Source organism: Streptomyces sp. NPDC058459, from assembly GCF_042721685.1.
In the GTDB taxonomy this organism is placed as follows: domain Bacteria; phylum Actinomycetota; class Actinomycetes; order Streptomycetales; family Streptomycetaceae; genus Streptomyces.
On record NZ_JBHXLV010000011.1, the window covers coordinates 1 to 24,237 of the forward strand.

General features: G+C 71.6%; 25 protein-coding genes, 1 tRNA gene and 1 pseudogene. 13 read left to right on the top strand and 14 right to left on the bottom strand.

The window, feature by feature from the left end; genetic code table 11:
• Window positions 1-36: 36 nt before the first annotated feature.
• Entirely contained in the window at window positions 37-504 is a 468-nt protein-coding gene (locus ACFWN1_RS04085; protein WP_384357939.1) for a GatB/YqeY domain-containing protein, read from the bottom strand.
• Window positions 505-612: 108 nt separating this feature from the next.
• On the opposite strand from ACFWN1_RS04085, the gene ACFWN1_RS04090 reads away from it, so the two are divergent.
• The 11 genes and pseudogenes from ACFWN1_RS04090 (at window position 613) to ACFWN1_RS04140 (ending at window position 9,446) form a co-directional block, all read left to right on the top strand.
• Window positions 613-1,539 carry a metallophosphoesterase gene (locus tag ACFWN1_RS04090; protein ID WP_384357941.1) on the top strand — a complete coding sequence of 309 codons (927 nt, stop codon included), beginning with the start codon at window positions 613-615 and terminating at the stop codon, window positions 1,537-1,539.
• Window positions 1,540-1,594: 55 nt separating this feature from the next.
• The gene (locus tag ACFWN1_RS04095) at window positions 1,595-2,341 is read left to right on the top strand and encodes a Pr6Pr family membrane protein (RefSeq protein ID WP_384357943.1); all 747 of its coding nucleotides are present in this window, start codon (window positions 1,595-1,597) and stop codon (window positions 2,339-2,341) included.
• A 64-nt stretch (window positions 2,342-2,405) separates the two neighbouring features.
• Window positions 2,406-2,479, top strand: a tRNA-Pro gene (locus ACFWN1_RS04100).
• 309 nt (window positions 2,480-2,788) lie between these two features.
• Window positions 2,789-3,404: pseudogene (locus tag ACFWN1_RS04105) on the top strand (DUF488 family protein).
• An 85-nt stretch (window positions 3,405-3,489) separates the two neighbouring features.
• The gene (locus ACFWN1_RS04110; RefSeq protein WP_384357944.1) at window positions 3,490-3,813 is read left to right on the top strand and encodes a hypothetical protein; all 324 of its coding nucleotides are present in this window, start codon (window positions 3,490-3,492) and stop codon (window positions 3,811-3,813) included.
• Between the two features lie 158 nt (window positions 3,814-3,971).
• The gene (locus tag ACFWN1_RS04115; protein WP_384357945.1) at window positions 3,972-4,274 is read left to right on the top strand and encodes a hypothetical protein; all 303 of its coding nucleotides are present in this window, start codon (window positions 3,972-3,974) and stop codon (window positions 4,272-4,274) included.
• 162 nt (window positions 4,275-4,436) lie between these two features.
• The gene (locus tag ACFWN1_RS04120) at window positions 4,437-7,109 is read left to right on the top strand and encodes an ATP/GTP-binding protein (RefSeq protein WP_384357947.1); all 2,673 of its coding nucleotides are present in this window, start codon (window positions 4,437-4,439) and stop codon (window positions 7,107-7,109) included.
• 56 nt (window positions 7,110-7,165) lie between these two features.
• Window positions 7,166-8,062, top strand: a complete 897-nt coding sequence (locus ACFWN1_RS04125; RefSeq protein WP_384357949.1) for a phosphorothioated DNA-binding restriction endonuclease — start codon at window positions 7,166-7,168, stop codon at window positions 8,060-8,062.
• 63 nt (window positions 8,063-8,125) lie between these two features.
• Window positions 8,126-8,404 carry a CopG family transcriptional regulator gene (locus tag ACFWN1_RS04130; RefSeq protein WP_384357951.1) on the top strand — a complete coding sequence of 93 codons (279 nt, stop codon included), beginning with the start codon at window positions 8,126-8,128 and terminating at the stop codon, window positions 8,402-8,404.
• Window positions 8,401-8,826: a PIN domain-containing protein gene (locus tag ACFWN1_RS04135; protein WP_384357953.1), complete on the top strand. Its 426-nt coding sequence runs from the start codon at window positions 8,401-8,403 to the stop codon at window positions 8,824-8,826. Before ACFWN1_RS04130 ends, ACFWN1_RS04135 begins: the two co-directional genes overlap by 4 nt.
• A 377-nt stretch (window positions 8,827-9,203) precedes the next feature.
• Complete coding sequence (locus ACFWN1_RS04140) at window positions 9,204-9,446, top strand: hypothetical protein (RefSeq protein ID WP_384357955.1); 243 nt, start codon at window positions 9,204-9,206, stop codon at window positions 9,444-9,446.
• A gap of 45 nt (window positions 9,447-9,491) precedes the next feature.
• On the opposite strand, the gene crcB (ACFWN1_RS04145) is transcribed toward ACFWN1_RS04140, so the two are convergent.
• From crcB (ACFWN1_RS04145) to ACFWN1_RS04180, 8 genes are all read right to left on the bottom strand, one after another.
• A complete protein-coding gene (crcB, locus tag ACFWN1_RS04145; protein WP_384357957.1) occupies window positions 9,492-9,866 on the bottom strand; it encodes a fluoride efflux transporter CrcB in 375 nt (124 codons plus the stop codon).
• The gene (locus ACFWN1_RS04150; protein ID WP_384357959.1) at window positions 9,863-10,252 is read right to left on the bottom strand and encodes a DUF190 domain-containing protein; all 390 of its coding nucleotides are present in this window, start codon (window positions 10,250-10,252) and stop codon (window positions 9,863-9,865) included. Before ACFWN1_RS04150 ends, crcB (ACFWN1_RS04145) begins: the two co-directional genes overlap by 4 nt.
• On the bottom strand, window positions 10,249-10,734 hold the full coding sequence (crcB, locus tag ACFWN1_RS04155) for a fluoride efflux transporter CrcB (protein WP_384357961.1): 486 nt from the start codon (window positions 10,732-10,734) through the stop codon (window positions 10,249-10,251). Before crcB (ACFWN1_RS04155) ends, ACFWN1_RS04150 begins: the two co-directional genes overlap by 4 nt.
• A 171-nt stretch (window positions 10,735-10,905) precedes the next feature.
• Window positions 10,906-11,652, bottom strand: coding sequence for a TIGR03943 family putative permease subunit (locus ACFWN1_RS04160; RefSeq protein ID WP_384357963.1), 747 nt, complete (start codon window positions 11,650-11,652; stop codon window positions 10,906-10,908).
• A complete protein-coding gene (locus ACFWN1_RS04165; protein WP_384357965.1) occupies window positions 11,649-12,686 on the bottom strand; it encodes a permease in 1,038 nt (345 codons plus the stop codon). The genes ACFWN1_RS04160 and ACFWN1_RS04165 overlap by 4 nt, the downstream gene beginning before the upstream one ends.
• Window positions 12,687-12,816: 130 nt before the next feature.
• On the bottom strand, window positions 12,817-13,290 hold the full coding sequence (locus tag ACFWN1_RS04170) for a carboxymuconolactone decarboxylase family protein (RefSeq protein ID WP_384357967.1): 474 nt from the start codon (window positions 13,288-13,290) through the stop codon (window positions 12,817-12,819).
• 176 nt (window positions 13,291-13,466) lie between these two features.
• On the bottom strand, window positions 13,467-14,165 hold the full coding sequence (locus ACFWN1_RS04175; RefSeq protein ID WP_384357969.1) for a TIGR03943 family putative permease subunit: 699 nt from the start codon (window positions 14,163-14,165) through the stop codon (window positions 13,467-13,469).
• Window positions 14,162-15,226, bottom strand: a complete 1,065-nt coding sequence (locus ACFWN1_RS04180; protein ID WP_384357971.1) for a permease — start codon at window positions 15,224-15,226, stop codon at window positions 14,162-14,164. Before ACFWN1_RS04180 ends, ACFWN1_RS04175 begins: the two co-directional genes overlap by 4 nt.
• Before the next feature lie 161 nt (window positions 15,227-15,387).
• Here ACFWN1_RS04180 and ACFWN1_RS04185 point away from each other — a divergent pair, with 161 nt between their 5' ends.
• Window positions 15,388-17,178, top strand: a complete 1,791-nt coding sequence (locus tag ACFWN1_RS04185) for an NAD-binding protein (RefSeq protein WP_384358057.1) — start codon at window positions 15,388-15,390, stop codon at window positions 17,176-17,178.
• 6 nt (window positions 17,179-17,184) lie between these two features.
• Here ACFWN1_RS04185 and ACFWN1_RS04190 read toward each other — a convergent pair whose 3' ends face one another.
• Window positions 17,185-18,993, bottom strand: a complete 1,809-nt coding sequence (locus ACFWN1_RS04190; protein WP_384357973.1) for a prolyl oligopeptidase family serine peptidase — start codon at window positions 18,991-18,993, stop codon at window positions 17,185-17,187.
• Between the two features lie 218 nt (window positions 18,994-19,211).
• Here ACFWN1_RS04190 and ACFWN1_RS04195 point away from each other — a divergent pair, with 218 nt between their 5' ends.
• A complete protein-coding gene (locus ACFWN1_RS04195) occupies window positions 19,212-20,039 on the top strand; it encodes an SURF1 family protein (protein ID WP_384357975.1) in 828 nt (275 codons plus the stop codon).
• On the opposite strand, the gene ACFWN1_RS04200 is transcribed toward ACFWN1_RS04195, so the two are convergent.
• From ACFWN1_RS04200 to ACFWN1_RS04215, 4 genes are all read right to left on the bottom strand, one after another.
• On the bottom strand, window positions 20,036-21,289 hold the full coding sequence (locus ACFWN1_RS04200; protein WP_384357977.1) for a hypothetical protein: 1,254 nt from the start codon (window positions 21,287-21,289) through the stop codon (window positions 20,036-20,038). The two genes, ACFWN1_RS04195 and ACFWN1_RS04200, sit on opposite strands and share 4 nt — an antisense overlap.
• Entirely contained in the window at window positions 21,286-21,990 is a 705-nt protein-coding gene (locus ACFWN1_RS04205) for a SigE family RNA polymerase sigma factor (protein ID WP_384357979.1), read from the bottom strand. Before ACFWN1_RS04205 ends, ACFWN1_RS04200 begins: the two co-directional genes overlap by 4 nt.
• Before the next feature lie 326 nt (window positions 21,991-22,316).
• Complete coding sequence (locus ACFWN1_RS04210; RefSeq protein ID WP_384357981.1) at window positions 22,317-22,799, bottom strand: Asd/ArgC dimerization domain-containing protein; 483 nt, start codon at window positions 22,797-22,799, stop codon at window positions 22,317-22,319.
• Window positions 22,799-24,091, bottom strand: a complete 1,293-nt coding sequence (locus tag ACFWN1_RS04215; RefSeq protein ID WP_384357983.1) for an aspartate kinase — start codon at window positions 24,089-24,091, stop codon at window positions 22,799-22,801. Before ACFWN1_RS04215 ends, ACFWN1_RS04210 begins: the two co-directional genes overlap by 1 nt.
• Window positions 24,092-24,237 lie beyond the last annotated feature (146 nt).

Here is a 24,237-nt window from a genome sequence, read left to right on the forward strand (position 1 = left end):
TCGTAAGGGTGCGGCCCCGCTGTCGTACGCGCGGTGTCAGCCCTGGAGCTGCTGCTTCACGATCGCGGCGACCCGGCCGCCGTCGGCGTGCCCGGCCACCTCGGGGTTCACGATCTTCATGACGGCACCCATGGCGCGCGGACCCTCGGCCCCGCCCGCCTTCGCCTCCTCGACGGCCTGGGCCACGATCGCGGTCAGCTCGTCGTCGGAGAGCTGCTTGGGGAGGTACGTGGCGAGCAGCTCGCCCTCCGCCTTCTCCCGCTCTGCCTGCTCGGGACGGCCACCCTGGGCGAAGGCGTCGGCGGCCTCGCGGCGCTTCTTGGCCTCCTTGGTGATCACCTTGAGGATCTCGTCGTCGGACAGCTCGCGCTTCTCCCAGCCGGCGACCTCCTCCTTGGTGATCGCGGAGAGGGTCAGCCGGAGCGTCGCGGAGCGCAGCTCGTCGCGCGCGCGGATCGCGGCGTTGAGGTCGTCGTGGAGCTTCGCCTTGAGAGTGGTGGTCATGGACCGATTGTCGCAGGTGCGGCCGGCCGGATGCCCCCTGATTAAAGGGCCTTCGGTCAGAGGGGCGCCCGCTCTTGAGGCTCCGCCGGGGTCTGACACGATGGGCGTATGCGCGCGCGATACGGAGTACCCCTGGGAATCGTGGCGGCCGGAGCCGCCGGAGTGGCGTACGCGGCGGGCTTCGAGGTCCGCTCCTTCCGCCTCCGACGAGTGACCGTGCCGGTCCTCCCGCCGGGCATGCGCCCGCTGCGGATGCTTCAGGTCTCCGACATCCACATGGTGAGCGGGCAGCGCAAGAAGCAGCGCTGGCTCCAGTCGCTGGCCGGGCTGCGGCCCGACTTCGTGATCAACACCGGTGACAACCTCTCGGACCCCGAGGGCGTCCCCGAGACGCTGGACGCGCTGGGCCCGCTGATGGAGTTCCCCGGCGCGTACGTCTTCGGCTCCAACGACTACTACGGCCCCAAACTCCGCAACCCCGCGCGGTACTTGCTGGAGAAGACGAGCGGGAAGCACGGCCTGAACGGCAACGCGCCCGCGGTCGGCGTGGCACACAACCCCTGGGAGAACCTCAGGGACGGCTTCGACACCGCGGGCTGGCTGAACCTGACCAACCAGCGGGGCGTGCTGAAGGTCGAGGGCGTCTCGATCGAGCTGACCGGCCTGGACGACCCGCACATCAAGCGCGACCGCTACGCCCGCGTGGCCGGCGGCCCCTCCGGGACGTACGACTTCTCGATGGGCGTCGTCCACGCCCCCTACCTGCGCACCCTGGACGCCTTCACGGCGGACGGCTACCCGCTGGTCCTCGCCGGGCACACGCACGGCGGCCAGCTGTGCGTCCCCTTCTACGGCGCGCTGGTCACCAACTGCGACCTGGACGCCGACCGGGTCAAGGGGCTGTCCACCCACACGGCGGAGGGCAACACCTCCTACCTGCATGTCTCGGCGGGCTGCGGCACCAACCGCTACACCCCGGTCCGCTTCGCGTGCCCGCCTGAGGCGACGCTGCTGACGCTGGTGGAGCGGACGTAACCCGTCCGGAGCGGCCTGAATGGCCGCGTTTCGCCCTCCTGCCTAGCGTGAGGGCATGACCGCACCGATACCGCCCGTGCCCCGGGAGATCCCGGATCTGCCCGCGATCCCCTGGGCGAGCACACCCGCTCTGAAGCCGTCCTTCGTGCCGGTGACGGCGGTGGTGGCCCCGGTCCGACGACCCCTGGTGGCCGTGTACCGCCTGCTGACCGCGCTGCTGGCGGGCGCGGGGGTGGCCCTGGAGAGCTACCTGGCCGGCGCGGCCCACGCGCTGAGCTACTTCCAGGTGCAGAGCACGGTGCTGCTGGCGGTGGTCACGCTCGTGTCGGCCTCCCGCTCCTGGCGTCCCCACCGCGCCCTGCCGGCCGCCCTGACGGGGGCGGTGCTGCTGTACGTGGTGATCGGCGCGGTGATCTATCACGGGCTGCTGGCCCACACGACGCCACCGTTCACCATGACGGGCGCGACGGCGCCGCCGGCACGGTGGCACGCCCAGTGGGCCGCCCTCCAGGTCCTGCACACGCTGATCCCGCTGGCGGCGGTGCTGGACTGGCTCCTGCTGACCCCGGCCTCACGGATGCATCTGCGGCAGGCGGCGGGCTGGCTGCTGTTCCCCCTGGCCTACCTGGTCTTCCTCCTGGTCCGGGCCCGCGCCCTCTACCCCTTCCTGGATGTCACGGCCCACGGCTACCGCCACACCCTGGCCAACGCGCTCCTCCTGGGCCTGGCGATCTACGCCTCCGCGCTGCTCCTGATCCCCCTGGACCACGCCCGCCCCTCCCCGGTCCGCCGCCGCGTCTAACCGGATTTCGCCCCAGGCCCCCAGTGGGCTAAAGTAAACGACGTCGCCGCGACAGCAGCGACATCGGGGTGTAGCGCAGCTTGGCAGCGCGCTTCGTTCGGGACGAAGAGGTCGTGGGTTCAAATCCCGCCACCCCGACAGTGAAGTACCAGGTCAGGGGCCTGATCCAGTTGATGGATCAGGCCCCTGAGTGGTTCCTGGAGACTGCTTGGGAGAAATCTGGGAGAAGATCTTGATCGGGTTCTCCCAGTGGGTGACTGGTGAGGCCGTCTGAAGTGCGGCGGCTTAGGGCACTCGGACCTGCGCGTTCGCGAATCCAGCCTAGTAGTCGGCCGGGAACACCATGCCCGCCCGCCTCAACCGCCCTTAGGATCACGACACATGGCGAGCCATCACTCAGCGCGTCCCCACGACCACGCCCGAGCACTCGCCCAGCGCGTGCGAGCGATGCGGGGGGGCTCGAGGATGGTCGCGGGAGCGGCTCTCCAAGGAAGCTGGCATCGCTGTAGGGACGCTGGCCCGTCTGGAGAGCGAGGGAGCGATCCAGCCAAGTTTCTCCACCGTCGGAGGAGTCGCCGAGGCACTTGAAGTCTCCCTCGATGAACTCTTCCAGGAGACCAAGGTCGCTCCCGGCCTCTGGTCCGCCGGGTACGAAGGCCGGGACATCGACTCGTTCGTCTCCTCTCTCCTCGACAGCCGTATTGATGTCGTGGCGGACGTACGACTTACGCCGATCAGCGGCGAGAAGGGCTTCAGCAAGACCCGGCTCGGGCAGGCACTCGCCGAGGCCGGCATCGAATACACCCACCTGCGTGGCCTGGGCAATCCCAAGGACAACCGGGCGCCGTTCTGGGAGGGCCGCCTCGACGTGGGCCGGGCTCGGTTCTGTGGAGTGCTGCGGTCCGAGGAAGCGCAAACCGATCTTGAGCGCCTCGCAGAGCATGCCCGGCAGTCCCGGGTCGCGGTGCTGTGCTTCGAGAAAGACGAAAGCCGCTGCCACCGACAGGTCGTCCTGGAGACGGTCCGCAAGCGGGCCGCCGTGCCCGTAATTCCCCTGGCCTGACTTCGCCCCTCGCTCCTGTACGCGCCCTGCCGGTGGCGCATGCCTCTCCTCCAATCGGATCGGGAGATCAGTGGAGGGGGCAACCATGGGATCGGGGATCTGGCAGCGCGCACGGATCATGATCACGGTCAGGACCTATCCGGAACTGTCCGGGAAGTACCACGAGACGAGCTGCGTGGCCGGCATACGGCTCGACCAAGGGGCGCCCCAGCATGTGCGGCTCTTCCCGGTTCCGTTCCGGCTGCTGAACGAAGAAAGCCAGTTCGCCAAGTATTCGATCGTCGAGGTCGATGTGCAGCGACACCATGGGGACCGCCGTCCCGAAAGCTTGCGCCCCAACCTGCAGACGGCTGACGCGAACGCTTCTCGCATGTTCAGCCCCTCGTGGCGCCGTCCCTGTGCTCCATAAAGCGGGACCAGGAGCTTCGGGGGACGTCGCTTGGTGTCTTCCGCCCAGCGGAGTTCACCGGCTTCCGCTTCGCTCCTGCTGAGCGGAGGCCAGCTTCGAAGGCGGCCCTGGCAGACCAGTTGGATCTACTCGCGCAGGACCTTCGCCAACTGGATTGGATGCCGCTTGAGTTCCGGTACGGCTTCCGATGCGCGGACCAGGAGTGCGGTGGTCACGACATGGGGCTGAGGGACTGGGAGGCAGGCGAGTCGTACCGCAAGTTCGTTCGCCACTACGGGAAGGACGGCGTGGAGGAGAAGCTTCGCGAGCGCTGGTTCGACCGGATGGTCACTCCGGAGAAGGCCGTGCACTGCTTCGTCGGGAACGACGCGGCCCGCCCCAAGACCTTCCTGCTGCTGGGCCTGTTCTACCCGCGACGGGATGTCGTCGAGAACTTCCGGGAGAGCCTGCTCGACCTGTGAGGGTGAGTACGCGGATGGGAACCCATGTCACCGTCCCCTGACCGAGGTCGTCGGCTGAACTGCCGCGTGTCGGATGCGGCCTGCGGAACTGACTGAATGCGGGCGTGCCATGCTGTCGTCAACGGAGTTTGTCTTGGCCCCAGTTGATCGTCAGGGGGAGCAGTGGCAGCGCGGGACCTTCGAACGTTGTTCAGCTCGAACGACCGGAGCATCGCCGCCAGTGAGGCGTTCACGAACCGGCAGGCACAGTGGCAGGCCGTAACAGCCGGCCTCGCCGAGCACATACGGCACGTGACCCGTGCGGACTTCGACGTGGAGGACCTGGAAGCTCCCCGCCACAACATCCTCGTGTTCCACGGTGTGGGCGGGATCGGCAAATCCACGCTCTCCCGAAAGATCGAGGCATCGCTGGCCCGCAGCGAGCACCGCCCGGCGCAGTGGGAATCGCCATCCCACCCCGAAGAGCGGACCCTGCCGGTTCGTATCGATCTCGCGCGCGCCGCGGGTATGGATTTCGAGCGCGTCATCCTCACCATCCGTATTGCCATCGCCGCGCTCGGCCGGCCACTGCCCGCCTTCGACCTCGCCCTGCGCCGCTACTGGGAGCACAACCACCCGGGCGAACCGATCGAGGACTACCTGCGCCGGGGCGGGCTGCTGAGCCGCTTCAGCGCCGCTGCCGCCCTGCCGCAGCAGATGCAGTCCGCCCTCAGCGATGTCGCCCAGGCTCTGCTCCTGCCCGGCACAGTCGGCAGTGCGCTCGGGCACGGGGCCGGAGCGCTCATCAAGGCGTTACGCGAACGGCGCCAGTCTGTACGCGCCCTCGCCGGCTGCTCACGCCTGGCCGACCTCCTGGAGGCCGAGCCCGACCTGGAAGCCCTGAGCTTCTACCCGCACCTACTCGCCTGGGACCTGGCCCAAATCCCTGTCGGCAAGCGCGCAGTGCCCGTGATCCTGCTGGACACCTTCGAGGACACCGGCGACCGCACGCACCGCGACTTCGAGCGTCTGCTCCAACGCACCGTGTGGTTGATGCCCAACGCGTTCTTCGTCGTCACCGGACGCAACCGCCTCCAGTGGGCGGAGACGAGTCTGGAGGGGCAGGTCGACTGGACCGGGCCGCACGCGTGGCCCGGCCTCGCAGCCGACACGGCACATGTGGGGCGAGCTGTATCGGGCCGTCAGGTCCTGATCGGCGACTTCTCTCCCGAAGACTGCGAGGACTACCTGGTCCGCAGGCTGAGCCGCGACGGGCAGCCGCTGATCGACGAACCGGTCCGCCGGATCATCACCGAGCGCTCGCACGGGTTGCCTCTCTACCTGGACCTGTCGGTCATGCGCTATCTGGAACTCCGGCGCGGCGGCAGACAGCCGCAGGTCACCGACTTCGACCACGACTTTCCCGCCTTGATCGCCCGTACCCTCAGCGACCTGACCGCCGATGAGCGCCACGTGCTCCGCTCGGTCAGCCTGCTCAGCGCGTTCTCCGTACCCCTGGCCACCCAAGCCGCCGGAATGGACCACGACGCGCCCGCCCTACGGCTGACCGAGCGCCCCTTTATCCGGGAGTCCTCCTCCGGTGTGTGGCCCTTCCACGTCCATGACCTGATCCGCTCCGCCATTCGCAACGCAGACGACAGCAGTGACGACCGCTGGTCGGAACAGGACTGGCGGCGCGCGGCCCTACGAGCCTTCCACGCACTGGAATCACAGTGGCGCCAGGACCTGCGACACGATCGCGCAGTCCTGGTCGGCTGTCTCCAGCAAGGACTGCTCCTCGCACGGGACTTCCGTCTCGATCTCGGCTGGCTCGCCGATGCCGCATTCCAGTACGTGGGGGACTCCGTCTGGGAACCGCTGGCGCTTCCCGCCGCCGATGCCACATCATCAGGTGGTCTGCAGACCTCGGCAGATGCTCTGGTCGAAACGCTGAGCGCCATCGCCCGGCGCCAGCACGAGCACCGTGAACGCACGTCCAGTCGGCTCTCGGCCGTCCTCGCCTCGGAGCTGCTCCCCGATGACCTGGTCGAACTGGCCACGTACTACCTGGCGAAGGCCCAGCGAGACCTCGGTCTGACCGACGATTCGCGTCGCGGGATGCAGCGCGTCGCCTCAGCCGGGGGCCGGCTCTCTTCCGCGGCTCGGCGCGGCCTGGCACACCTGAGCCGCCTGTCCGGAGACTTCCCGACCGCGGTCGAAGCCGCGGGGAGACTGGGCTGGGAGGGGAGGCACCATCGGGTGTTGGGAGACGTGTGGTGGGTGCAGGGTGACATGGAGCGAGCGGTAGCCGCCTACCTGGCAGGCCGGAGCGAAGCCGAGGAGCACGGTGTGGTCGGCGAGACCGCCATGGTGCAGGCGCATCTCGCCTTCGCCGTGTCCTTCTCCGATCGGCTTCGGGCCGATGACGAACTCGATCTAGCGGAACGGCTGTTGTCCCAACTCAGCCTGCGCTCCAGCGAGATGACCGCTCGCATCGCCGTGCTCGTACGCGACGCCGGGTTCGCCGCCGACCTGCCCAGCCGGGCGGCCGTACTGCTCGCCGAAATCGGTGTCTCCGGCATTGCCTACGCCGCGGCGAAGCTGCAACTGGCCATGTGCTTCCACCACGCCGTCCTCGACGCCCAGGACGGCCTCGCCACCGCGATCACTCGCCTGCGCGAACTCACGCAGAGCGGCGACTACGCCTACTACGTCGACATCGCCCACTTCATGGCCGGCCTTCCGCTTCCCGAGCACACCGCGCGAGCACGGTGGATCGATGGAGAACAACGGACCCGCGCACGATGGCGCCACCTGGTCACGGCACGTCGCAGTCAACTCGCCACGCCTCGTTAGGCTTTCCCCACACGCGCAGATCGCTGATCGACGAGGCGCGGCTACGATCGCCTGTCATGGACTGGCTGGAGCGCACCGCGGAACTGAGGCAGTGGACCAGAAGCGGGACCCGCGCTCCGCACAAGCCGTTGCTCCTGCTGTACGCGCTCGGCCGGTTCCAGCAGGATGCCGCCGACGAACTGCGGTACAGCGCGGTGGAGGAGGATCTGCGGCGGCTGCTGTCCGAGTACGGTCCGCCGAACAGGACGACTCCGGCCTACCCGTTCCACCACCTGGTGAGCGACGGAGTGTGGGAGGTGCGCACCGATCGCGGACCGGGCAGCCCCGGCAGCGGGGTGCGGGAGTTGCGGGCCACGGGGGCCGCGGGGCGGCTGGCGCCGGAACTGCGGGCGGCGCTGCGGAGTGAGCCGGAGCTGCTCGGCCGGATGGCACGGGTCCTGCTCGACCTGCACTTCCCGCCTTCGCTCCACGGCGACCTGTGCGAATCCGTCGGCCTGGAGCTGGAGCAGGCGGAGACCGGACAACTCTCGGCCGCCGTGCGGAGGCGGCGGGACCCTCGGATGCGGGAGCGGGTCCTGACGGCCTACGAATACCGGTGCGCGTTCTGCGGCTACGACGGCAGGATCGGCGCGGTGCCGGTCGGGCTGGAGGCCGCGCATGTGCGCTGGTGGTCGTTCGACGGTCCGGACGACGTCGACAACGGGCTGTGCCTGTGCTCGCTGCACCACAAGCTCTTCGACAAGGGCGTCCTCGGTGTGGGCGAGGGCCAACGCATCCTGGTCTCCCAGCGCTTCGTCGGCCACAGCCCCGCCGCCCGCGAACACGTCATCGCGCTCGCCGACCGCCCACTCATCGGACCTCAACCGGGCGCACACCCCGTCGCCGCCATCCACCGTTCCTGGCACACCAGCCAGGTCTTCCACGGCAGCCCACGCCCCGCCACGGCCGCCTGACCGTCGAATCGTCGACCGTGCCGCACTGGTAAGGATCGTGATACCAAGAGTATGGTCTCTTATATGGCGACGAAGAAGGTAACCGTGACGATTCCCGAGGATCTCCTGGACGAGATCCGCGCGGACGCGGCCGAGCGGGGCCTGTCGGCGTACGTCGCCGAGGCGCTGCGCTTCAAGCGCGACCGGGACCGGCTCCTGGAACTGGTCGACTGGCTGCAGGAAGAGCACGGCCCCGTGACTGAGGACGAGCGTGTGGCAGCCCTAGGCGAGCTGGAGGATCTCGACGCCGAACACGAGCGGCGCCGCGCCTCGGGACAGCGCAACGCCGGAGAGGCCGCGTGAGGAAGCGCGCCGGTGAGCACGGGCAGAGGCCGCTCCGTGTCTTCGTACTGGACTGTGAAGCTCTCTCCCTGGCCGTGCGCGGTGATCGGAGGATGATCGCCTGGCTCGACCTCGCGGCGCGAGGGGAGGCCGAGGTGGTGACGTCGCCGATGACCCTGGTCGAGGCGTACGACGGCAGAACGACCGAACAGCGCTGGGACTGGGTGCTGTCCCGGCTCCAGGTCGCCGACATCGGGAAGGACGAGGCCCGCCAGGCACGCCGGCTCCTGGCCGACACCAAGTTGCACGGCCACAAGTACGCGATCGACGCCGTGCTCGCCGTGATCGCGCGACGGCAGAAGGGACAGGTCACCGTCTTCACCTCGGACGTCGACGACCTGGAGAAACTGGTCCCGGACACGGTCGTCGTCAAGAAGGTGTGACCGACCCGCGCCCTGCAAGGGCCGCCAGCCGGGATGGCACCAACCCGGGAGCGGGACATCCCGCACGGCTGCAAGCCCCGGACCCTGGCCAGGACAGACGCGCCAGTCGCCCTACCTGACCGGGCTCTCATCACGCAGGGCCGCGGCAGCCTTCGCGACCCCGGACTCGGCGCGCTCCCGTGCGTCCTGCGCACAGTCTGCTGCCCTTCTGGTCACGGCCAGGAAGCCAAAAGCGCCCAGGACACCGGCGATCACTCCACTGTTACGAGCCCAGCGGGTGACCACGCCGGTGTGTCGCAGGTTCAACCGGGCGCGGTGGGGATCAGCGCCAAGTCCAGACCACCGGCGCGGGTACCGAGGCTGCACGTCGACCGGCCTTGATCCAGGCGAACCCGGCTGAATTGGCCGCCGTGCTGGACGAGCACGAGACAGAACTGAGCAACCCTGCCCTGGCCCGGCGCACCACGGCTCGCATCAGCGAGGAACTGGCGGGCTTCGAACCCGACCGGCGGCGTCTGACGGAGAACCTCGTGGATCTGAATCTGGCCGTAGGGTCGGTCGCTTCGGTGGTGACCGTCGTGCAGGCACTGGCGACCGCCGTGGCCGCTCCGCACGGCTGATCCACGGCCGAGCCAGGTGGGCGCGTCTCACCCTGAGTCTGACTGTCAGGCCCAGATCGCCTCCGCGAGCGCCGTCCCCACGAACGCCGCGCCCAAGCCCGCGACCACACTGGCCGCCACGTTGGCCGCGGCCAGGAAGCGGGCTCCGTCCTCCGTGAGGCGGAGGGTCTCGTAGGAGAAGGTGGAGTAGGTGGTGAGGGCGCCGCAGAGGCCGGTGCCGATGAGGAGCTGGACGTGGGGGGAGGCGGCGCCCGCCGTCGCCGCGCCGGTCAGGAGGCCGAGGACGAGGCAGCCCAGGACGTTGACGGTGAAGGTGCCCCAGGGGAAGACGGCGTCGTGGCGTTTCTGCACGGCGCGGTCGGTGAGGTAGCGGAGGGGGGCTCCGGCCGCGCCGCCGATGATCACCAGGAGCCAGTTCACGCCTGCTTCTCCTTACCGGAGCGGCGGCCGGAGCGGCCGCCCGAGTGCCGGCCCGCGTACCGGATGACCTGGCACTCGTCCAGGATCACCAGCCCCGACTCCACCAGCTCGTCGAGCTGCGGCAGGAACGCCCGTACCCGCTCCCCGGTGTCGACGATCACGATCGCCACCGGCAGTTCCTCGTTCAGGGAGAGCAGCCGGGCGGTGTGGACGCGGGAGGAGGCGCCGAAGCCCTCGATGCCCCGGAACACACTGGCGCCAGCGAGGCCGGCCGCGTGCGCGCGGTGCACGATCTCGCTGTAGAGCGGCTTGTGGTGGTAGGTGTCGTGCTCGCCGATGAAGATCGTCACCCTGAGGGCGTCGCCGGTCAGCCGGGTCGTGCTCATCGCTGCCTCCAGGCCAGGACGCGGCGCGTGAGCGCGACCGCCAGTCCGACCGAGCCGAGGGCCGCGAGCAGGGTCGCGGCCAGATACGCGAGGGCGGTGCGCGCCTCACCGGCGTCCACCAGCCGTTCGATCTCGACGGCGTACGTCGAGAACGTCGTGAAGCCCCCCAGCACGCCGGTGCCGAAGAACGGCCGGACCAGCCGGTGCGCCGTCCACACCTCGCTGATCAGCACCATGAACACGCCGATGACCGCGCAGCCGGTCACATTGACCAGCAGGGTGGTCCATGGGAAGCCGGGGTTCCCGACCGGCCACAGCAGCGACGCCGCGTACCGGGCCGTCGCGCCGATCGCGCCGCCGAGCGCGACCACGGCGACGACCGGGCCCTGCCCCCGCCACGCCTCCTGCCACTGGGCGGGGGCGCGCAGGTCGATGTCGGGATCGACGGGTTCGTTCGTCGTGCCGGGTCGTGGTGCTGTCATGGGCGTACGTCTCCTACTCGCCGGGGCCCGCGCACGCGGGCGCGCTCCATCGCAAGTAGGGACTGTCGGCGGCACCGGTGCCGCGGTTCGGGTACGGCGAGCCCCACCGCCGCGCCGCGTGGTGAGACACGGCCGGTCACCAGGGTAGCGCGGGGGTGGGCCGCGGCGCCGCTACGAGGGGGTCAGCGGGAGGTCGTCGGTGAAGGCGTTGACCGGCTGGGCCATGGGACGGGTCTGCTGGACGTCGAGCGCGGCCTCGGCGGTCTTCGTGCCGAGGCGGCCCGCGGGGTGCCAGGTGCCGGTGACCGCGAGCCAGGTGTCGGCGGGCGGGGCGTCGGGGCCGTGGACGCGGACCTTGACCGTCTGGGAGTCGGCCGCGCAGCAGGTGAAGATGATCCGGGTCAGGTACCAGCCGCCGCCGGAGCCGGCCGGGGTGACGAACCCGGTGAGCTGGACCTTCCTGTCCTTGATCGCCAGCGTGGGGTCCTGCTGGACGCGCTGGGTGAAGCCGGTGAGGGTCAGGGGGAGGGGGGAGGTCGTGGGAAGGGCGGGGAAACGTTCCCTCGGGGTGGTGGCGACCGGTTTCCCGTTGGAGTGGGCCGCTGTGTACGCGCCGAGGGCGGGCGGGGCGTAGAGGAGGAGGCTCAGGGCGGGGAGGGCGAGGAGCCAGGCGACCTTGGGGGCGGCCGAGTGGTCGTGGCCGTGCTCGTGCGCGTGCTCGTGCCCGGTGCGGTCCGGCCGGCGCAGGTCGAAGTACGTGTTCACCGCGGCGAACAGCAGCAGGACGGCGCCGGAGGTGATCAGGACGGGGCGGAGGCCCTCCTTGACGTAGCGCAGGTAGAGGTCGGTGAGGAGGGCCGTGTGCAGCAGGCCGGCGCCGATGAGGGCGAGCAGGGCGGTCTGGGCGAGGCGTCTCACAGCAGCGCGCCTCCGATCAGGGCGCTGGCGGTGACGGCGACGACGGTGGTCGCGGCGGAGAACCGTACGGCGAAGGCGCGGCCGAACGTGCCGGCCTGAAGAGCGATCAGCTTCAGGTCCACCATGGGACCGACCACCATGAAGGCGAGCCGGGCTGTGGGGGAGAAACCGGTGAGGGACGCCGCCACGAAGGCGTCCGCCTCCGAGCAGACGGCGAGCAGGACGGCGAGTCCGGCGAGGAACAGCACGGAGAGCCAGGGCGAGCCGGAGAAGGTGTCCAGCACCGAGCGCGGTACGGCGACGTTGAAGGTGGCCGCGGCCGTCGCGCCGAGCACCAGGAAGCCGCCGGCGTGCAGGAAGTCGTGCTGGAAGCCCTGGCGGAACTCGGCCCAGCGGCTCTGCCCGTGCTGGTGGCCGGTGTGCCGTACGGCCGGGCGCAGCCACTTCTCCTTGCCGAAGCAGAGCCACAGCCAGCCCATCACGGCGGCGGTGGCCAGCGAGGCCACCAGCCGGGCGGCGACCATCGCGGGGTTCCCGGGGAAGGCGACCGCCGTCGCGGTGAGCACGATCGGGTTGATAGCGGGCGCGGACAGCAGGAACGCGAAGGCGGCGGCCGGGGTGACGCCCCGCCGGATCAGGCTGTTGGCGACCGGTACGGACGCGCACTCGCACCCCGGCAGCACCGCCCCCGCCAGCCCGGCCACCGGCACGGCGAGCGCGGCCCGCCTGGGCAGCACGCGGGTGAACAGGTCGGCCGGTACGAAGGCGTTGATCGCGCCGGACAGCACGGTGCCGAGGATCAGGAACGGCAGCGCCTGCACGGTGATCGCCAGGCAGACCGTGCGCCACGCCTGGACGGCGGGCCGGTCGAGCACCCCGGCGCGGGCGAGCAGCAGCACCGTGATCCCCGCCGCCGCCGCCACGGTGAGGGCGAGCAGGGGGCGTACGGGGCTGGGGCGGGCCGGTGGAGCGGTGGGGGTGACGACCGTCGCCGCCCTGTCGACCACTCCCACCAGCTCATCCGTTTTTCCCATGTTCACTCCGGATGTCGGTGTTTGGCCGACGATAAGCGAGCGGCGTGCGCGCGGCGGGGCGCACACGCCGTCTCACCTCCGGATGCCCTAGCAGCCGTGCCGGTGCCCCGTGCCCCGGCTCGCGCGCGGCTCAGGCGAACTGGCCGACCTGGTAAGCGCCGGCCGGCATGCGGAGCATGACGTTCATGCGGTTGTAGGCGTTGATCAGGCCGATGAGGAAGACCAGCGCGGCGAGCTGGTCCTCGTCGTAGTGCTTGGCCGCGTTCGCCCACGCCTCGTCGGTGACGGCGCCCGGGACGTCGGCGAGGCGGGTGCCCTGCTCGGCCAGTTCGAGGGCGGCGCGCTCGGCGTCCGTGAAGACGGTGGCCTCGCGCCAGGCGGCGACCAGGTGCAGCCGCTGCTGGGTCTCACCGGCGTGCGCCGCCTCCTTGGTGTGCATGTCGAGGCAGAAGCCGCAGCCGTTGATCTGGCTGGCGCGGATCTTCACCAGCTCCTGGGTGGCGGCGGGGAGGGTGGAGTCCGAGACCACCTTTCCGGCCGCGCCGATGTGCTTGATGACCTTGGCGGCGGCGGGGACGGCGAAGGGGTTCAGGCGAGCGTCCATGGCGTGCTCCTGTGGGCCGGTTCCGTTGGATTCACGGTTACGACGGCCGGGACGGCCCGGGTGTGACACGGGGGGGTGTGAGCTGCGCCACCGGGGTGTGCGGGAGGGCCGCACAGGGCGCGCACGGTCGTCCGGAAGCCCCGTCACGGTGCCGGCCGCTCACCCCGCCGCGTCCCTCACTTGTTCCACGTCTCGTCGTACGGATCGGCCGGAGCAGGCACCGGCCGCGCCGAGGTCACCCGGAGATACGGGATCACCCCGTTGTTCACCGGGTCCCGGGTCCGACGGGACGCGTCCACCCCCGTCACCTCCAGCCACGCGTCCGGCCGCAGCACCGGCGGGAGCCGGCCGGTGAGGCCGATCTTCACCGGCTGGGCGTCGGCGGCGCAGCAGTTGAGGGCCATCCGGACCAGGTAGGGGGTGCCGTGCGCGTCCAGCGCGAGGAAGCCGGTGACGCGGACGGTGCGACCGCGCAGGGTGGCGCCGTAGGCGGCGCGGGAGGCGTAGTCGACGACGCTCAGCCGGACGGGGTCGGCGGCGGGCAGCGGGTCGAGCCCGTACGGGGGCTGGAGTGCCGTGCCGGTGCGCACCGCGCTGTAGGAGCCGAGGGCGGGCGGGGCGATGAGGATGAGGGCGAGGACGGGCAGCACCAGGAGCCACGCCACCCGGGGCTCGGGGTGCGCGCCACCGGCAGCGGCCCGCTTCCGCTCGTACCAGATGGTGGCCAGTGCTGCCGTGATCAGGACCACGCCCGCCGCCAGCAGCATCGGTCGCAGGCCCGACTTGACGTACCGGAGGTAGAGATCGGTCGTCCCCGCGTGCAGCAGGGCCCCGCCGAGCAGGAACATCACGGCGGCCTGCGCCTGGCGGTTCACAGCAGTACCGCCCCGGTGACCAGCGCGCCCGTGACGGCGAGCGCGAACGTGGCCGGGGCGAAGCGCAGCGCGAAGCCGCGCCCGAAGGTGCCCGCCTGCATGGCGAACAGCTTGAGGTCGATCATCGGGCCCACCACCAGGAACACCAGCTTGGCCGTCGGGGAGAAGTCGGTCAGCGAGGCGGCGACGAACGCGTCCGCCTCCGAGCAGATGGACAGCACCACGGCGAGCACGCCGAGCGCGAGGACCGCGAGGAAGGGGTTGCCGGCGGCCGTGCGGAGCCACTCCGCCGGGGCGACCGCCTTGAGGGTGGCCGCGGCCATGGCGCCGACCACCAGGAAGCCGCCCGCGTGCATGGTGTCGTGGCGTACGGAGTTCCAGAACGTCTCCGCCTTCGTCCCGCCCTCGTGCGCGCCGTGCGCGCGCGGGCGCAGCCAGTCGTCCCGGCCGAGCCGCTGCCACAGCCAGCCCATCGCGCAGGCCACCAGCAGGCTCGCGGCGAACCGGGCGAGGACCATCCGGGGGTCGTTCGGGAAGGCCACGGCCGTGGCGGTGAGCACGATCGGGTTGATCGCGGGCGCGGACAGCAGGAACGCCAGCGCCGCCGCCGGGGTCACGCCCCGCCGTACCAGCGCGCCAGCCACCGGTACCGACGCGCACTCGCATCCCGGCAGCACCGCGCCCGCCAGCCCCGCGACCGGTACGGCGAGCGCGGGCCGGCCGGGCAGGGCGCGGGCGAAGAAGGCGGCCGGCACGAAGACGGCGATGGCGGCGGAGAGCAGCACCCCGAGCACCAGGAAGGGCAGCGCCTGCACGGTGACGGCGACGAACACCGTGGTCCAGCTCTGCATCACGGGGGTGCCGAGCGCGCCCCGGATCGGCGCCTGGGCAAGGACGGCGAGCAGCAGTACCAGGGTCAGGACAAGAGGCGAACTCAGCCTGGTACTGGTGCTGGCACCGATGCCAGTACCAGTGCCGGTGTCGGTGCCAGTACCGGTACGGGTGCCGGTGCGAGTACCAGTACACCCCTCGCCAAGCGGGGCGTCTTCGGTGATGGCCACGGCTGGGGTACCTCCGGCTGGGTGCGGCTGCTGTGCGGTACGCGGCCGCGTCAGGGCCCGTTCAGGTGATCGCTGGAACCGTCCGCCTTCTTGGGGCAGTCTTTCCCTTCGTGGCGAACAGCGTTCCGTATCAGGGCGGTTCCGGTGGCGCGTCGGCGCCCATGGTGGTGTGCGGGGACGACGGTCTGGCGCACCGGTTGTCCGCCGAGTTGCGCGGAGTCTACGGCGAGCAGGTCGTCCTCGTCGTGCCGCCGAACGCCCGTACCGCGCGGCGGCCGGTGGTGGGGCGGTCGCGGTCGGCTCCGGCGGCGCTGTTCGACCGGGTGGTGTCGGTGGCGGTCGGCCGGGGCGGGCCCGTGCCGGGCGGGGGTGAGGCCGGCGCTGCGAGCCGACGCTCGGGCGGGGAACGGGTGCTGGAGACCGAGTTCCTCACCGAGCGGGTGCTCGCCGAGGCGGGGGTGGAGCGGGCGACCGCGCTGGCGCTGGTCTACGAGGACGACGAGACCAACATCCGCGCCGCGCTCACCGCCCGCCGGCTGAACCCGCGCCTGCGGCTCGTACTGCGCCTCTACAACCGCCGGCTGGGCCAGCACATCGAGGAACTTCTCGATCAGGCGGCCGTGTTGGTGGGTGAGGACGAGGAGGCGGTACGGGAGGCGACCACGTCCGTGCTGTCCGACGCGGACACCGCCGCGCCCGCGCTGGCCGCGACCGCCGTGGCCGGTACCGGCAAGGTGATCCAGGCGGAGGGACTGCTGCTGCGGGCGGTGGAGCGGATCTCGCCCCCGTCCGGCGGGCCCGCGCCGCGCGGGGTGTGCACGCTGGCCCTGCTGTCCGCAGAAGGCAGTGACGAGGGCCCGGTGCTGCTGCCCGACGACGAGCAGGTACGGCGGGCCGGGGGCCGGTCCACCGTCATGCTGGAGCGGTTCTCGGCGGCGGAGGGCACGGCGGCGGGCAACGGCCTCGGCGTGGGCGGTGTGCCGCCCCTCTCCTCCCTGTTCTCCAAGCAGTTGAGGTGGTCGCTGGCCGTACTGGCGGGCTGCGTGATCGCGCTCGCGGTGGCCCTGTCGATCGTGACCGGCACCCATCCCGTACGGGCCTTCTACCTGACGCTGCTGGACCTGTTCGCCATCGACGACCCCGCACTGGGGCAGCCGTTGGGCCGTCAGATCCTCCAACTCCTCTCCGGGCTCGTCGGGTTGCTCCTGCTGCCCGTCCTGCTGGCGGCCGTACTGGAGGGTCTTGGCACCTTCCGTACGCAGTCCGCGCTGCGCAAACCCCCGCGCGGGCTCGGCGGGCACGTCGTGCTGCTGGGGCTGGGGAAGATCGGTACGCGGGTGCTGATCCGGCTGCGCGAGCTGCACATCCCGGTGGTGTGCGTCGAGGGCAACCCGGAGGCGCGCGGCCTCGCGGTGGCGCGGCGGCTGCGGGTGCCGGTGGTGATCGGGGATGTCACCCAGGAGGGTGTGCTGGAAGCGGCCAAGATCCACCGGGCGCACGCCCTGCTCGCGGTGACCAGCGCGGACACCACCAACCTGGAGGCCGTCCTGTACGCGCGCGGGGTCCGCCCGGACCTCCGCGCCGTACTGCGGCTGTACGACGACGACTTCGCCACCGCCGTGTACCGCACCCTGCGCGTGGCCCACCCCCTGGCCGTCACCCGCAGCCGCAGCGTCTCCTACCTCTCGGCACCCGCCTTCGCCGGGGCCATGCTGGGCCGGCGGGTGCTGGGCGCGGTGCCGGTGGAGCGGCGGGTGCTGCTCTTCGCCTCCGTGGACGTCGCCGCCCGCCCCCAGCTGGCGGGCCGCACCCTGGCGGCCGCCTTCCAACCGGGTGCCTGGCGCGCCCTCGCGGTGGAGGGGGAACCCGACACCCCACCCGGCCGCCTCCTCACGAAGGACGACCGGGTGGTGGTCGCGGCGACCCGACGGGGCCTGGCGGAGCTGGGCTGAACCGTCCTACCGCTCCGCGCCGCCGAGATGCCGCCGGGCGAAGTCCATCTCGAGGCGGACCTGCTTGATCCGTTCGTCCACCACCAGTGAGCCGTGGCCCGCGTCGTAGCGGTACACCTCGTGCGGGGCACCCCGGTCGCGGAGACGGCCGACGTAGTTGTCGATCTGGCGGATGGGGCAGCGGGGGTCGTTGACGCCGGCCGAGATGTAGACGGGGGCCTTGACCTCGTCTACGTAGGTCAGCGGGGAGGACGCGGCGAAACGTTCCGGGACCTCCTCCGGGGTGCCGCCCAGGAGGGTGCGGTCCATGGCCTTCAGCGCCTCCATCTCGTCGTGGTACGCGGTGACGTAGTCCGCGACCGGTACCACGGCGATGCCCACCGTCCACGCCTCCGGCTGGGTGCCGATGCCGAGGAGGGTGAGGTAGCCGCCCCAGGAGCCGCCGGTGAGGACCAGGCGCTCGGGGTCGGCGAGGCCGGAGGAGACGGCCCACTCGCGCACCGCGGCCACGTCCTCCAGCTCGATCAGGCCGACCCGGTGCTTCAGGGCGTCGGTCCAGGCGCGGCCGTACCCGGTGGAGCCGCGGTAGTTGACGCGGACCACGGCGTACCCCTGGTCCACCCAGGCCGCCGGGCCCGCCGCGAAGGAGTCGCTGTCGTGCCAGGTGGGACCGCCGTGCAGGTCGAACACGGTGGGCAGCGGGCCGGTGGCTCCGGCGGGCTTCTGCACGAGGGCGTGGATGCGGCCGCCGGGGCCGTCCACCCACACGTCCTCCACCGCGACCGAGGGCGGGCTCTTCAGGCCGGGCGGGTCGAGCACGACGGTACCGCTGGTGGAGCGGACCACCGGCGGCTCGGCGGCCGACGACCACAGGTACTCCACGCTGCCGTCCGGGCGGGCGGTCGCCCCGGAGACGGTGCCGGGCGGGGTGGGGATGCGGTCCAGCTCGCGGGTGGCCAGGTCGTAGCGGAACAGCTCGCTGCGGGCCTCGAAGCCGTGCGCGATCAGCAGGGCGGTGCCGTCCGGGTACCACTCGGCGGCCACGTCGCCGGGCAGGTCCAGCGGGAGGTCCGTCTCCGCGCCGCTCGCCACGTCCCACACCAGGGGCTCCCAGCGGCCCCGGCGCTGGTGGCCGACGAGGAGGCGGGTGTCGCCGTCGACGGGGGCGAAGCCCAGCACCTCCAGGCCCAGTTCCTCGGTACCGCCGCGGGTGTCGTCCAGGTCGGCGACGGCCGTGCCGTCGGGGCGCAGCACGCGCAGGGCGCTGTGCATGGCGTCGCCGTGCTCGGTGTGCTCGATCGCGATCAGCGTGCCGTCGTACGAGAGGTCGCCGACGCCGGCGGACTCGCGGTGCCGGTAGATCTCCGCCGGCGCCGCACCGGCGCGGGCGAGGTGGATGGTCGTACCGTCCTCGTCCGTCGAGCGGCCGACGACGGCCGTCCGGCCGTCGCGGCCGAGGGCGAGGCCGGCCGGGTAGGAGGGCGCGAGGCCCACTACGGCCGGTTCGTCGGGGCCGCCCTCGAAGGGCTGGCGGCGCCAGACCCCGAACTCGTCGCCGTCCTTGTCGTCGAACCACCAGATGAAGGCGCCGTCCGGCGAGAGCACGCCGTCCGTGGTGCCGTTCGGCCGGTCCGTCGCCTGCCGCTGCGCGCCGTTCGCGCGGTTCCAGGCGTACAGCTCGTAAGTGCCGGTCGCGTTCGACACGAACAGCGAGCGGTCGGGCGCGTCCTCGGCCCAGTCCGGCAGCGAGACCCTCGGCGCGCGGAACCGCTTCTCCCAGTCGGGCGTCTCCACAGCTTCGTCAGCTTTGTCCATGCCTCTAGGATCACCCGTCCGACGCCCTGGGGGACAGCCCTGAGCTGGGCGATGCGGGCGCGGCAGGTCTCGAACGCGGGTTCGGGCGTGTAGTCGTCGTGGAGCGGGCCGGACTGCCGGGGGCCGCACCGGCACGGGGTCGACCGGCGGGGCCCCCGTGAGGGTGATCCGGCGGGGCCACCGTGAAGGTGCCAAAGGGGGCGCCGTACCTTGGGGGTGTGTACCGGTTTCTGCTGACACCCCGCTGGTGGGGCATCAACGTCTTCGTGCTGCTCGCCATCCCGTTCTGCGTGTTCATGGGGTCGTGGCAGCTCAGCCGGTTCGAGGGGCGGATGCAGGATCAGCGCACCGCCACCGAACAGGCGGCTGACTCCCGCCACGAGGAGGCGGTGCCGCTCGCGCGGATGCTGCCCGTCGACAAGGCCACCTCGGGCCGCCGGGTCGTCGTCAGCGGCGAGTACGGCAGGCAGCTCCTCGCGCCCGGCCGTGAGCTGGACGGGAAGAGCGGCTTCTACGTCGTGACCCTGCTGCGCACGTCCACCGGCGAGTCCCTCCCCGTGGTCCGGGGCTGGCTGCCCGGCGCGGCCGACCCGGCGAAGGCACCGGAGCCCCCGGCCGGGAAGGTCACCGTCACCGGCGCGCTCCAGGCCCCCGAGACCCCGGGCAGCAACGGTGTCCCCACGACCGGCGGACTGCCCGCCGGGCAGATCGGCGCGATCAGCCCGGCCACCCTGGTCAACCTGGTCAACCTGGTGCCGGACAAGCTGTACGCGGCCTGGGTCACGCTGGACCGGGGCGACGGGATGAAGGCGGTGCCCGCGACCGCGCCCGCCGGGACCGGCCTGGACCTGAAGGCGTTCCAGAACCTCGGCTACACCGGCGAGTGGTTCGTCTTCGCCGGGTTCGTGATCTTCATGTGGTTCCGGCTGCTGCGCCGGGAGGCCGAGGCCGCGCGCGACGCCGAGCTGGGCATCCTGCCCGAGGAGGCCGGCGCCCCCGACGCGGCCGGCGCCCCCGAGGACGCCGGCACGCCGAGCACCGTCTAGGACCGCATCCCCGTGTAGTACACCGTCCCCGCGCAGGCGTTCGGGACGGCGGCCGTCGCCGCCCCGCCGGACGCCGTGCTGTAGGTGATCTGCACGCTGCCGTCCGCCGGGCCGTCGGCGGTGAGCAGCTGGGGGGCCGTGCCGCCGTCGCCGTCCGCGCTGCTGGTCGGGCCCGGGTCGGCGGTGGGCGACGGGTCGGGCGAGGGCCCGCCGGTCGCCGAGCCGCCGCCGGGGGTCGCCCCGCCTCCCGGCACCGGACAGGTCTCGGACGGCACGAAGGCGAACTGCTCCTCGTACGTGCCACCCGGCCGCAGCACCAGCGAGGAAACCGCCAGCGCCGGGTCCGGCAGCCCGCTCGCCGCGTCCCCGGCCACATGCGCGGCCACGCTCAGCTTGGCCCGGTCGGCCGCGCCGACCGCCACCGCGCCGACCTGGCCCGCGCCGGTCACCACGCAGGGGGTGACGGAGATGTTCGCGACCCGGAAGCTGCCGTAGACCACGCCTCCGGCGTCGGGGCCGCCCGCGCTGCCCGTGACGCCCAGCTGGGCCGGGGTGCAGCCGGGGGTGCCGGAGCCGAGGCTCGCCGAGGGGTCGACCGCGCCGGCGGACCCCTTCTCGCCGCCGTCCTTCTTGCCGGGCTCGGTCTTCTTGTCGCCGTCCCCGCCCGGAGCCGGGACGCCGCCCGTGGTGCCGCGGGGGCCGCCGGTGGCGCCGTCGGACGGAGCGCCCTTGCCCTCGGGGCCGCGCGTCGCCTCGGACTGGCCGGCCATCGCGGTGTTGGGGTCGGTGCCGCCCGTGTCGGAGACGTGGACCAGGGCGGGAATCGCCGTGCTGAGCAGCAGCGCCGCCGCCGCCATCCCGACCGCCGCGTGCCGCTTGCGGGCCCGCCGCGCGGGCACGGCCCGCCGCAGGTGCTCCAGGGAGCCGGTACGGGGCCGCACGTCCTCCACGGCGGAGTGCAGCAGCCGCCGCAGCGCCTGCTCGTCCGCGCCGAGCCCGAAGTCGGGCCCGTCGTCGCGGCCGTCCTCAGGCCCGGCGGCCTCGGTGCCGCGCCGCTCACCGCCGGACGACGCGCCGCCCGGCCCCAGCAGCCGTTCGAGCCCGGCCGGCTTCTGTGTCTCCTCGCCGGCGGAGGTGTCCGGACGGGCGGAGTCCTCTCCGCGGGTGCCGTCGTTCACAGTTTCGTTCCCAGCGTGCGTCGGCTTGCCGTGCCGGTCGGCCCCCGTGGCTGACTCGTCGTGCTCGCTCATGTCCTGGCCCCCATGGACACCCGCAGCGCGGCGATGCCCCGTGAGCCGTACGCCTTCACCGAGCCCAGCGAGATGCCGAGCGTCTCGGCGACCTGGGCCTCCGTCATGTCCGCGAAGTAACGCAGCACCAGCACCTCGCGCTGGCGGCGCTGAAGACCCTTCATGGCCCTGATGAGGGAGTCACGCTCCAGCAGGTCGTAGGCACCCTCCTCCGCGCTCGCCATGTCCGGCATCGGCTTGGACAGCAGCTTCAGGCCGAGTATGCGGCGGCGCAGCGCGGACCGGGAGAGGTTGACGACCGTCTGGCGCAGGTACGCCAGGGTCTTGTCCTTGTCCCGGACGCGTTTGCGCGCCGAGTGGACGCGGATGAACGCCTCCTGCACGACATCCTCGCAGGAAGCGGTGTCGTCCAGGAGCAGCGCGGCGAGACCGAGCAGGGAGCGGTAGTGCGCCCGGTAGGTCTCGGTGAGATGGTCGACGGTCGTGCCGGCGGCAACGTCACCCGCGGTGTCGTCGGCGCCGTCGCGCTGGCCGGGTATGCGGGTGGAACGCGCCGCGGGCATCGGCGCGATCACCGGCATGCCGCCGGGCACACGCGGACGGGGGGCCGCACGGGGCGGCCGGAGCGCCGTCGCGCCACGGACTGCTGGGGACACGCCCGCCTCGAAGAGAGCCGGTGCGAGTTCGAGTACCTCTGCCACGCCAGTTGGACACACGTACCCCCGACAGGGTTGTACGTGCCCGGCGTCACAGTCACGACGACCGGAACATCCTCAAGTGCCGCCATGCGCCCCGCTCTTCCCCTACGCCTAGTTGAAAGGGCGTCACCACGCCCTGCCGAGACGCCCCGCGCCCGGAAATCCGCGTCCCGCCGCACCGGGGTGAGGACAAAGACGCTCCCCGTACTCGCGCGGTTGCGGAGCGCCGGGAGGCAAATCCTCTGTCGTGATCAGTGCGAGTCACAAGTGGTTTGGACCATGGCTCCGGCCACATTCCGTCACGGAACCCCATGAACACCACAGGACGCTCACACCATTTCGGCGGCCACCAGCTCGGCGATCTCGGCGGTGTTGAGGGCGGCGCCCTTGCGCAGGTTGTCGCCGCAGACGAAGAGTTCGAGCGCGGCCGGGTCGTCCAGCGCCCGCCGCACCCGGCCCACATAGGTGGGGTCGGTGCCCACCACGTCGGCCGGGGTGGGGTACTCCCCGGCGGCCGGGTCGTCGCACAGGACGACGCCGGGGGCGGCGGCGACGGGCACCCAGCGGGCGGCGACCTCGTCGGGTACGCCGAACATGGCGACGTCGACGCCGTCGAAGGCGTCCTCGGTGAGGGCGGCGACCTCGACCTCCTCGCCGCGCACGGCCAGCTTGCGGCCGGCCGAGCGCGGGAAGGCGAACAGGCGGATCTCGCCCCAGACGTCCGCCCGTCGGGACAGGATCTGGAGCATCACCGCTCCCGCGGCTCCGGTCGCCCCCACGACCGCCAGTGCCGGGCGACCGGGGCGCGCCATCAGCGGCCCGTGCCTCCGTAGACGACGGCCTCGTCGGTGTCGGAGTCGAGCCCGAAGGCGGTGTGCACGGCGCGGACGGCCTCGGGGACCTCGTCGGCGCGGGTGACGACCGAGATGCGGATCTCGGAGGTCGAGATCAGCTCGATGTTCACGCCCGCGTCGCTGAGCGCCTCGAAGAAGGACGCCGTGACACCCGGGTTGGTCTTCATACCGGCGCCGACCAGGGAGATCTTGCCGATCTGGTCGTCGTAGCGCAGGGAGTCGAAGCCGATGCCGGCGCGGTCGCGCTCCAGCGCGTCGATGGCCTTGCGGCCCTCGGTCTTCGGCAGGGTGAAGGAGATGTCGGTCAGGCCCGTGGAGGCGGCCGACACGTTCTGCACGATCATGTCGATGTTGATCTGGGCGTCCGCGATGGTCCGGAAGATGGCCGCGGCCTCGCCCGGCTTGTCCGGCACCCCGACGACGGTGATCTTGGCCTCGGAGGTGTCGTGCGCGACCCCGGAGATGATGGCCTGCTCCACCTGCTGTTCCCCTTGCTGCTCTGTGTTCGGGACGACCGGCTCGCTGCTGACCCACGTGCCGCGCAGCCCGCTGAAGGAGGAGCGGACGTGGATCGGGATGTTGTACCGGCGGGCGTACTCCACGCACCGGTGGAGCAGCACCTTGGAGCCGGACGCGGCCAGCTCCAGCATGTCCTCGAAGGAGATCCAGTCGATCTTACGGGCCTTCTTCACCACGCGCGGGTCGGCGGTGAACACGCCGTCCACGTCGGTGTAGATCTCGCAGACCTCGGCGTCGAGCGCGGCGGCGAGCGCGACGGCGGTGGTGTCGGAGCCGCCGCGGCCCAGCGTGGTGATGTCCTTCTTGTCCTGGCTCACACCCTGGAAACCGGCGACGATGGCGATGTTGCCCTCGTCCAGCGCGGTGCGGATGCGGCCCGGCGTGACGTCGATGATGCGGGCCTTGTTGTGGACAGAGTCGGTGATGACACCTGCCTGGCTGCCCGTGAACGACTGGGCCTCGTGGCCCAGCTTCTTGATCGCCATCGCCAGCAGGGCCATGGAGATTCGCTCCCCGGCGGTCAGCAGCATGTCGAATTCACGTCCGGCAGGCATCGGAGACACCTGCTCGGCGAGATCGATCAGCTCGTCCGTCGTGTCGCCCATCGCGGAGACCACGACAACCACCTGGTTGCCGTTCTTCTTGGCCTCCACGATCCGCTTGGCGACGCGCTTGATGCCCTCGGCATCGGCTACGGAGGAGCCTCCGTACTTCTGCACGACAAGGCCCACGTGCGCTCCTCGCTCGGTTCGTCTGTGTCGGCTCAGTCTATCGAGCGTCCGAAATCCCCCGTCGCGCTCCCGCATGGTGAGACGTCGCCCGTCCGCCCGGTCCCGGGCCTGCCCGGCGCCACGACCGTCACGCGGCAGGGGCCGGG

What these genes read in the sequence shown, in the direction of transcription:
- ACFWN1_RS04085 (WP_384357939.1), bottom strand. Translation starts at nt 504, where the DNA reads ATGACCACCACTCTCAAGGCGAAGCTCCACGACGACCTCAACGCCGCG.
- ACFWN1_RS04090 (WP_384357941.1), top strand. Translation starts at nt 613, where the DNA reads ATGCGCGCGCGATACGGAGTACCCCTGGGAATCGTGGCGGCCGGAGCC.
- ACFWN1_RS04095 (WP_384357943.1), top strand. Translation starts at nt 1,595, where the DNA reads ATGACCGCACCGATACCGCCCGTGCCCCGGGAGATCCCGGATCTGCCC.
- ACFWN1_RS04110 (WP_384357944.1), top strand. Translation starts at nt 3,490, where the DNA reads ATGGGATCGGGGATCTGGCAGCGCGCACGGATCATGATCACGGTCAGG.
- ACFWN1_RS04115 (WP_384357945.1), top strand. Translation starts at nt 3,972, where the DNA reads ATGCCGCTTGAGTTCCGGTACGGCTTCCGATGCGCGGACCAGGAGTGC.
- ACFWN1_RS04125 (WP_384357949.1), top strand. Translation starts at nt 7,166, where the DNA reads ATGGACTGGCTGGAGCGCACCGCGGAACTGAGGCAGTGGACCAGAAGC.
- ACFWN1_RS04130 (WP_384357951.1), top strand. Translation starts at nt 8,126, where the DNA reads ATGGCGACGAAGAAGGTAACCGTGACGATTCCCGAGGATCTCCTGGAC.
- ACFWN1_RS04150 (WP_384357959.1), bottom strand. Translation starts at nt 10,252, where the DNA reads ATGAGCACGACCCGGCTGACCGGCGACGCCCTCAGGGTGACGATCTTC.
- crcB (WP_384357961.1), bottom strand. Translation starts at nt 10,734, where the DNA reads ATGACAGCACCACGACCCGGCACGACGAACGAACCCGTCGATCCCGAC.
- ACFWN1_RS04165 (WP_384357965.1), bottom strand. Translation starts at nt 12,686, where the DNA reads ATGGGAAAAACGGATGAGCTGGTGGGAGTGGTCGACAGGGCGGCGACG.
- ACFWN1_RS04170 (WP_384357967.1), bottom strand. Translation starts at nt 13,290, where the DNA reads ATGGACGCTCGCCTGAACCCCTTCGCCGTCCCCGCCGCCGCCAAGGTC.
- ACFWN1_RS04185 (WP_384358057.1), top strand. Translation starts at nt 15,388, where the DNA reads ATGGTGGTGTGCGGGGACGACGGTCTGGCGCACCGGTTGTCCGCCGAG.
- ACFWN1_RS04190 (WP_384357973.1), bottom strand. Translation starts at nt 18,993, where the DNA reads ATGGACAAAGCTGACGAAGCTGTGGAGACGCCCGACTGGGAGAAGCGG.
- ACFWN1_RS04200 (WP_384357977.1), bottom strand. Translation starts at nt 21,289, where the DNA reads ATGAGCGAGCACGACGAGTCAGCCACGGGGGCCGACCGGCACGGCAAG.
- ACFWN1_RS04210 (WP_384357981.1), bottom strand. Translation starts at nt 22,799, where the DNA reads ATGGCGCGCCCCGGTCGCCCGGCACTGGCGGTCGTGGGGGCGACCGGA.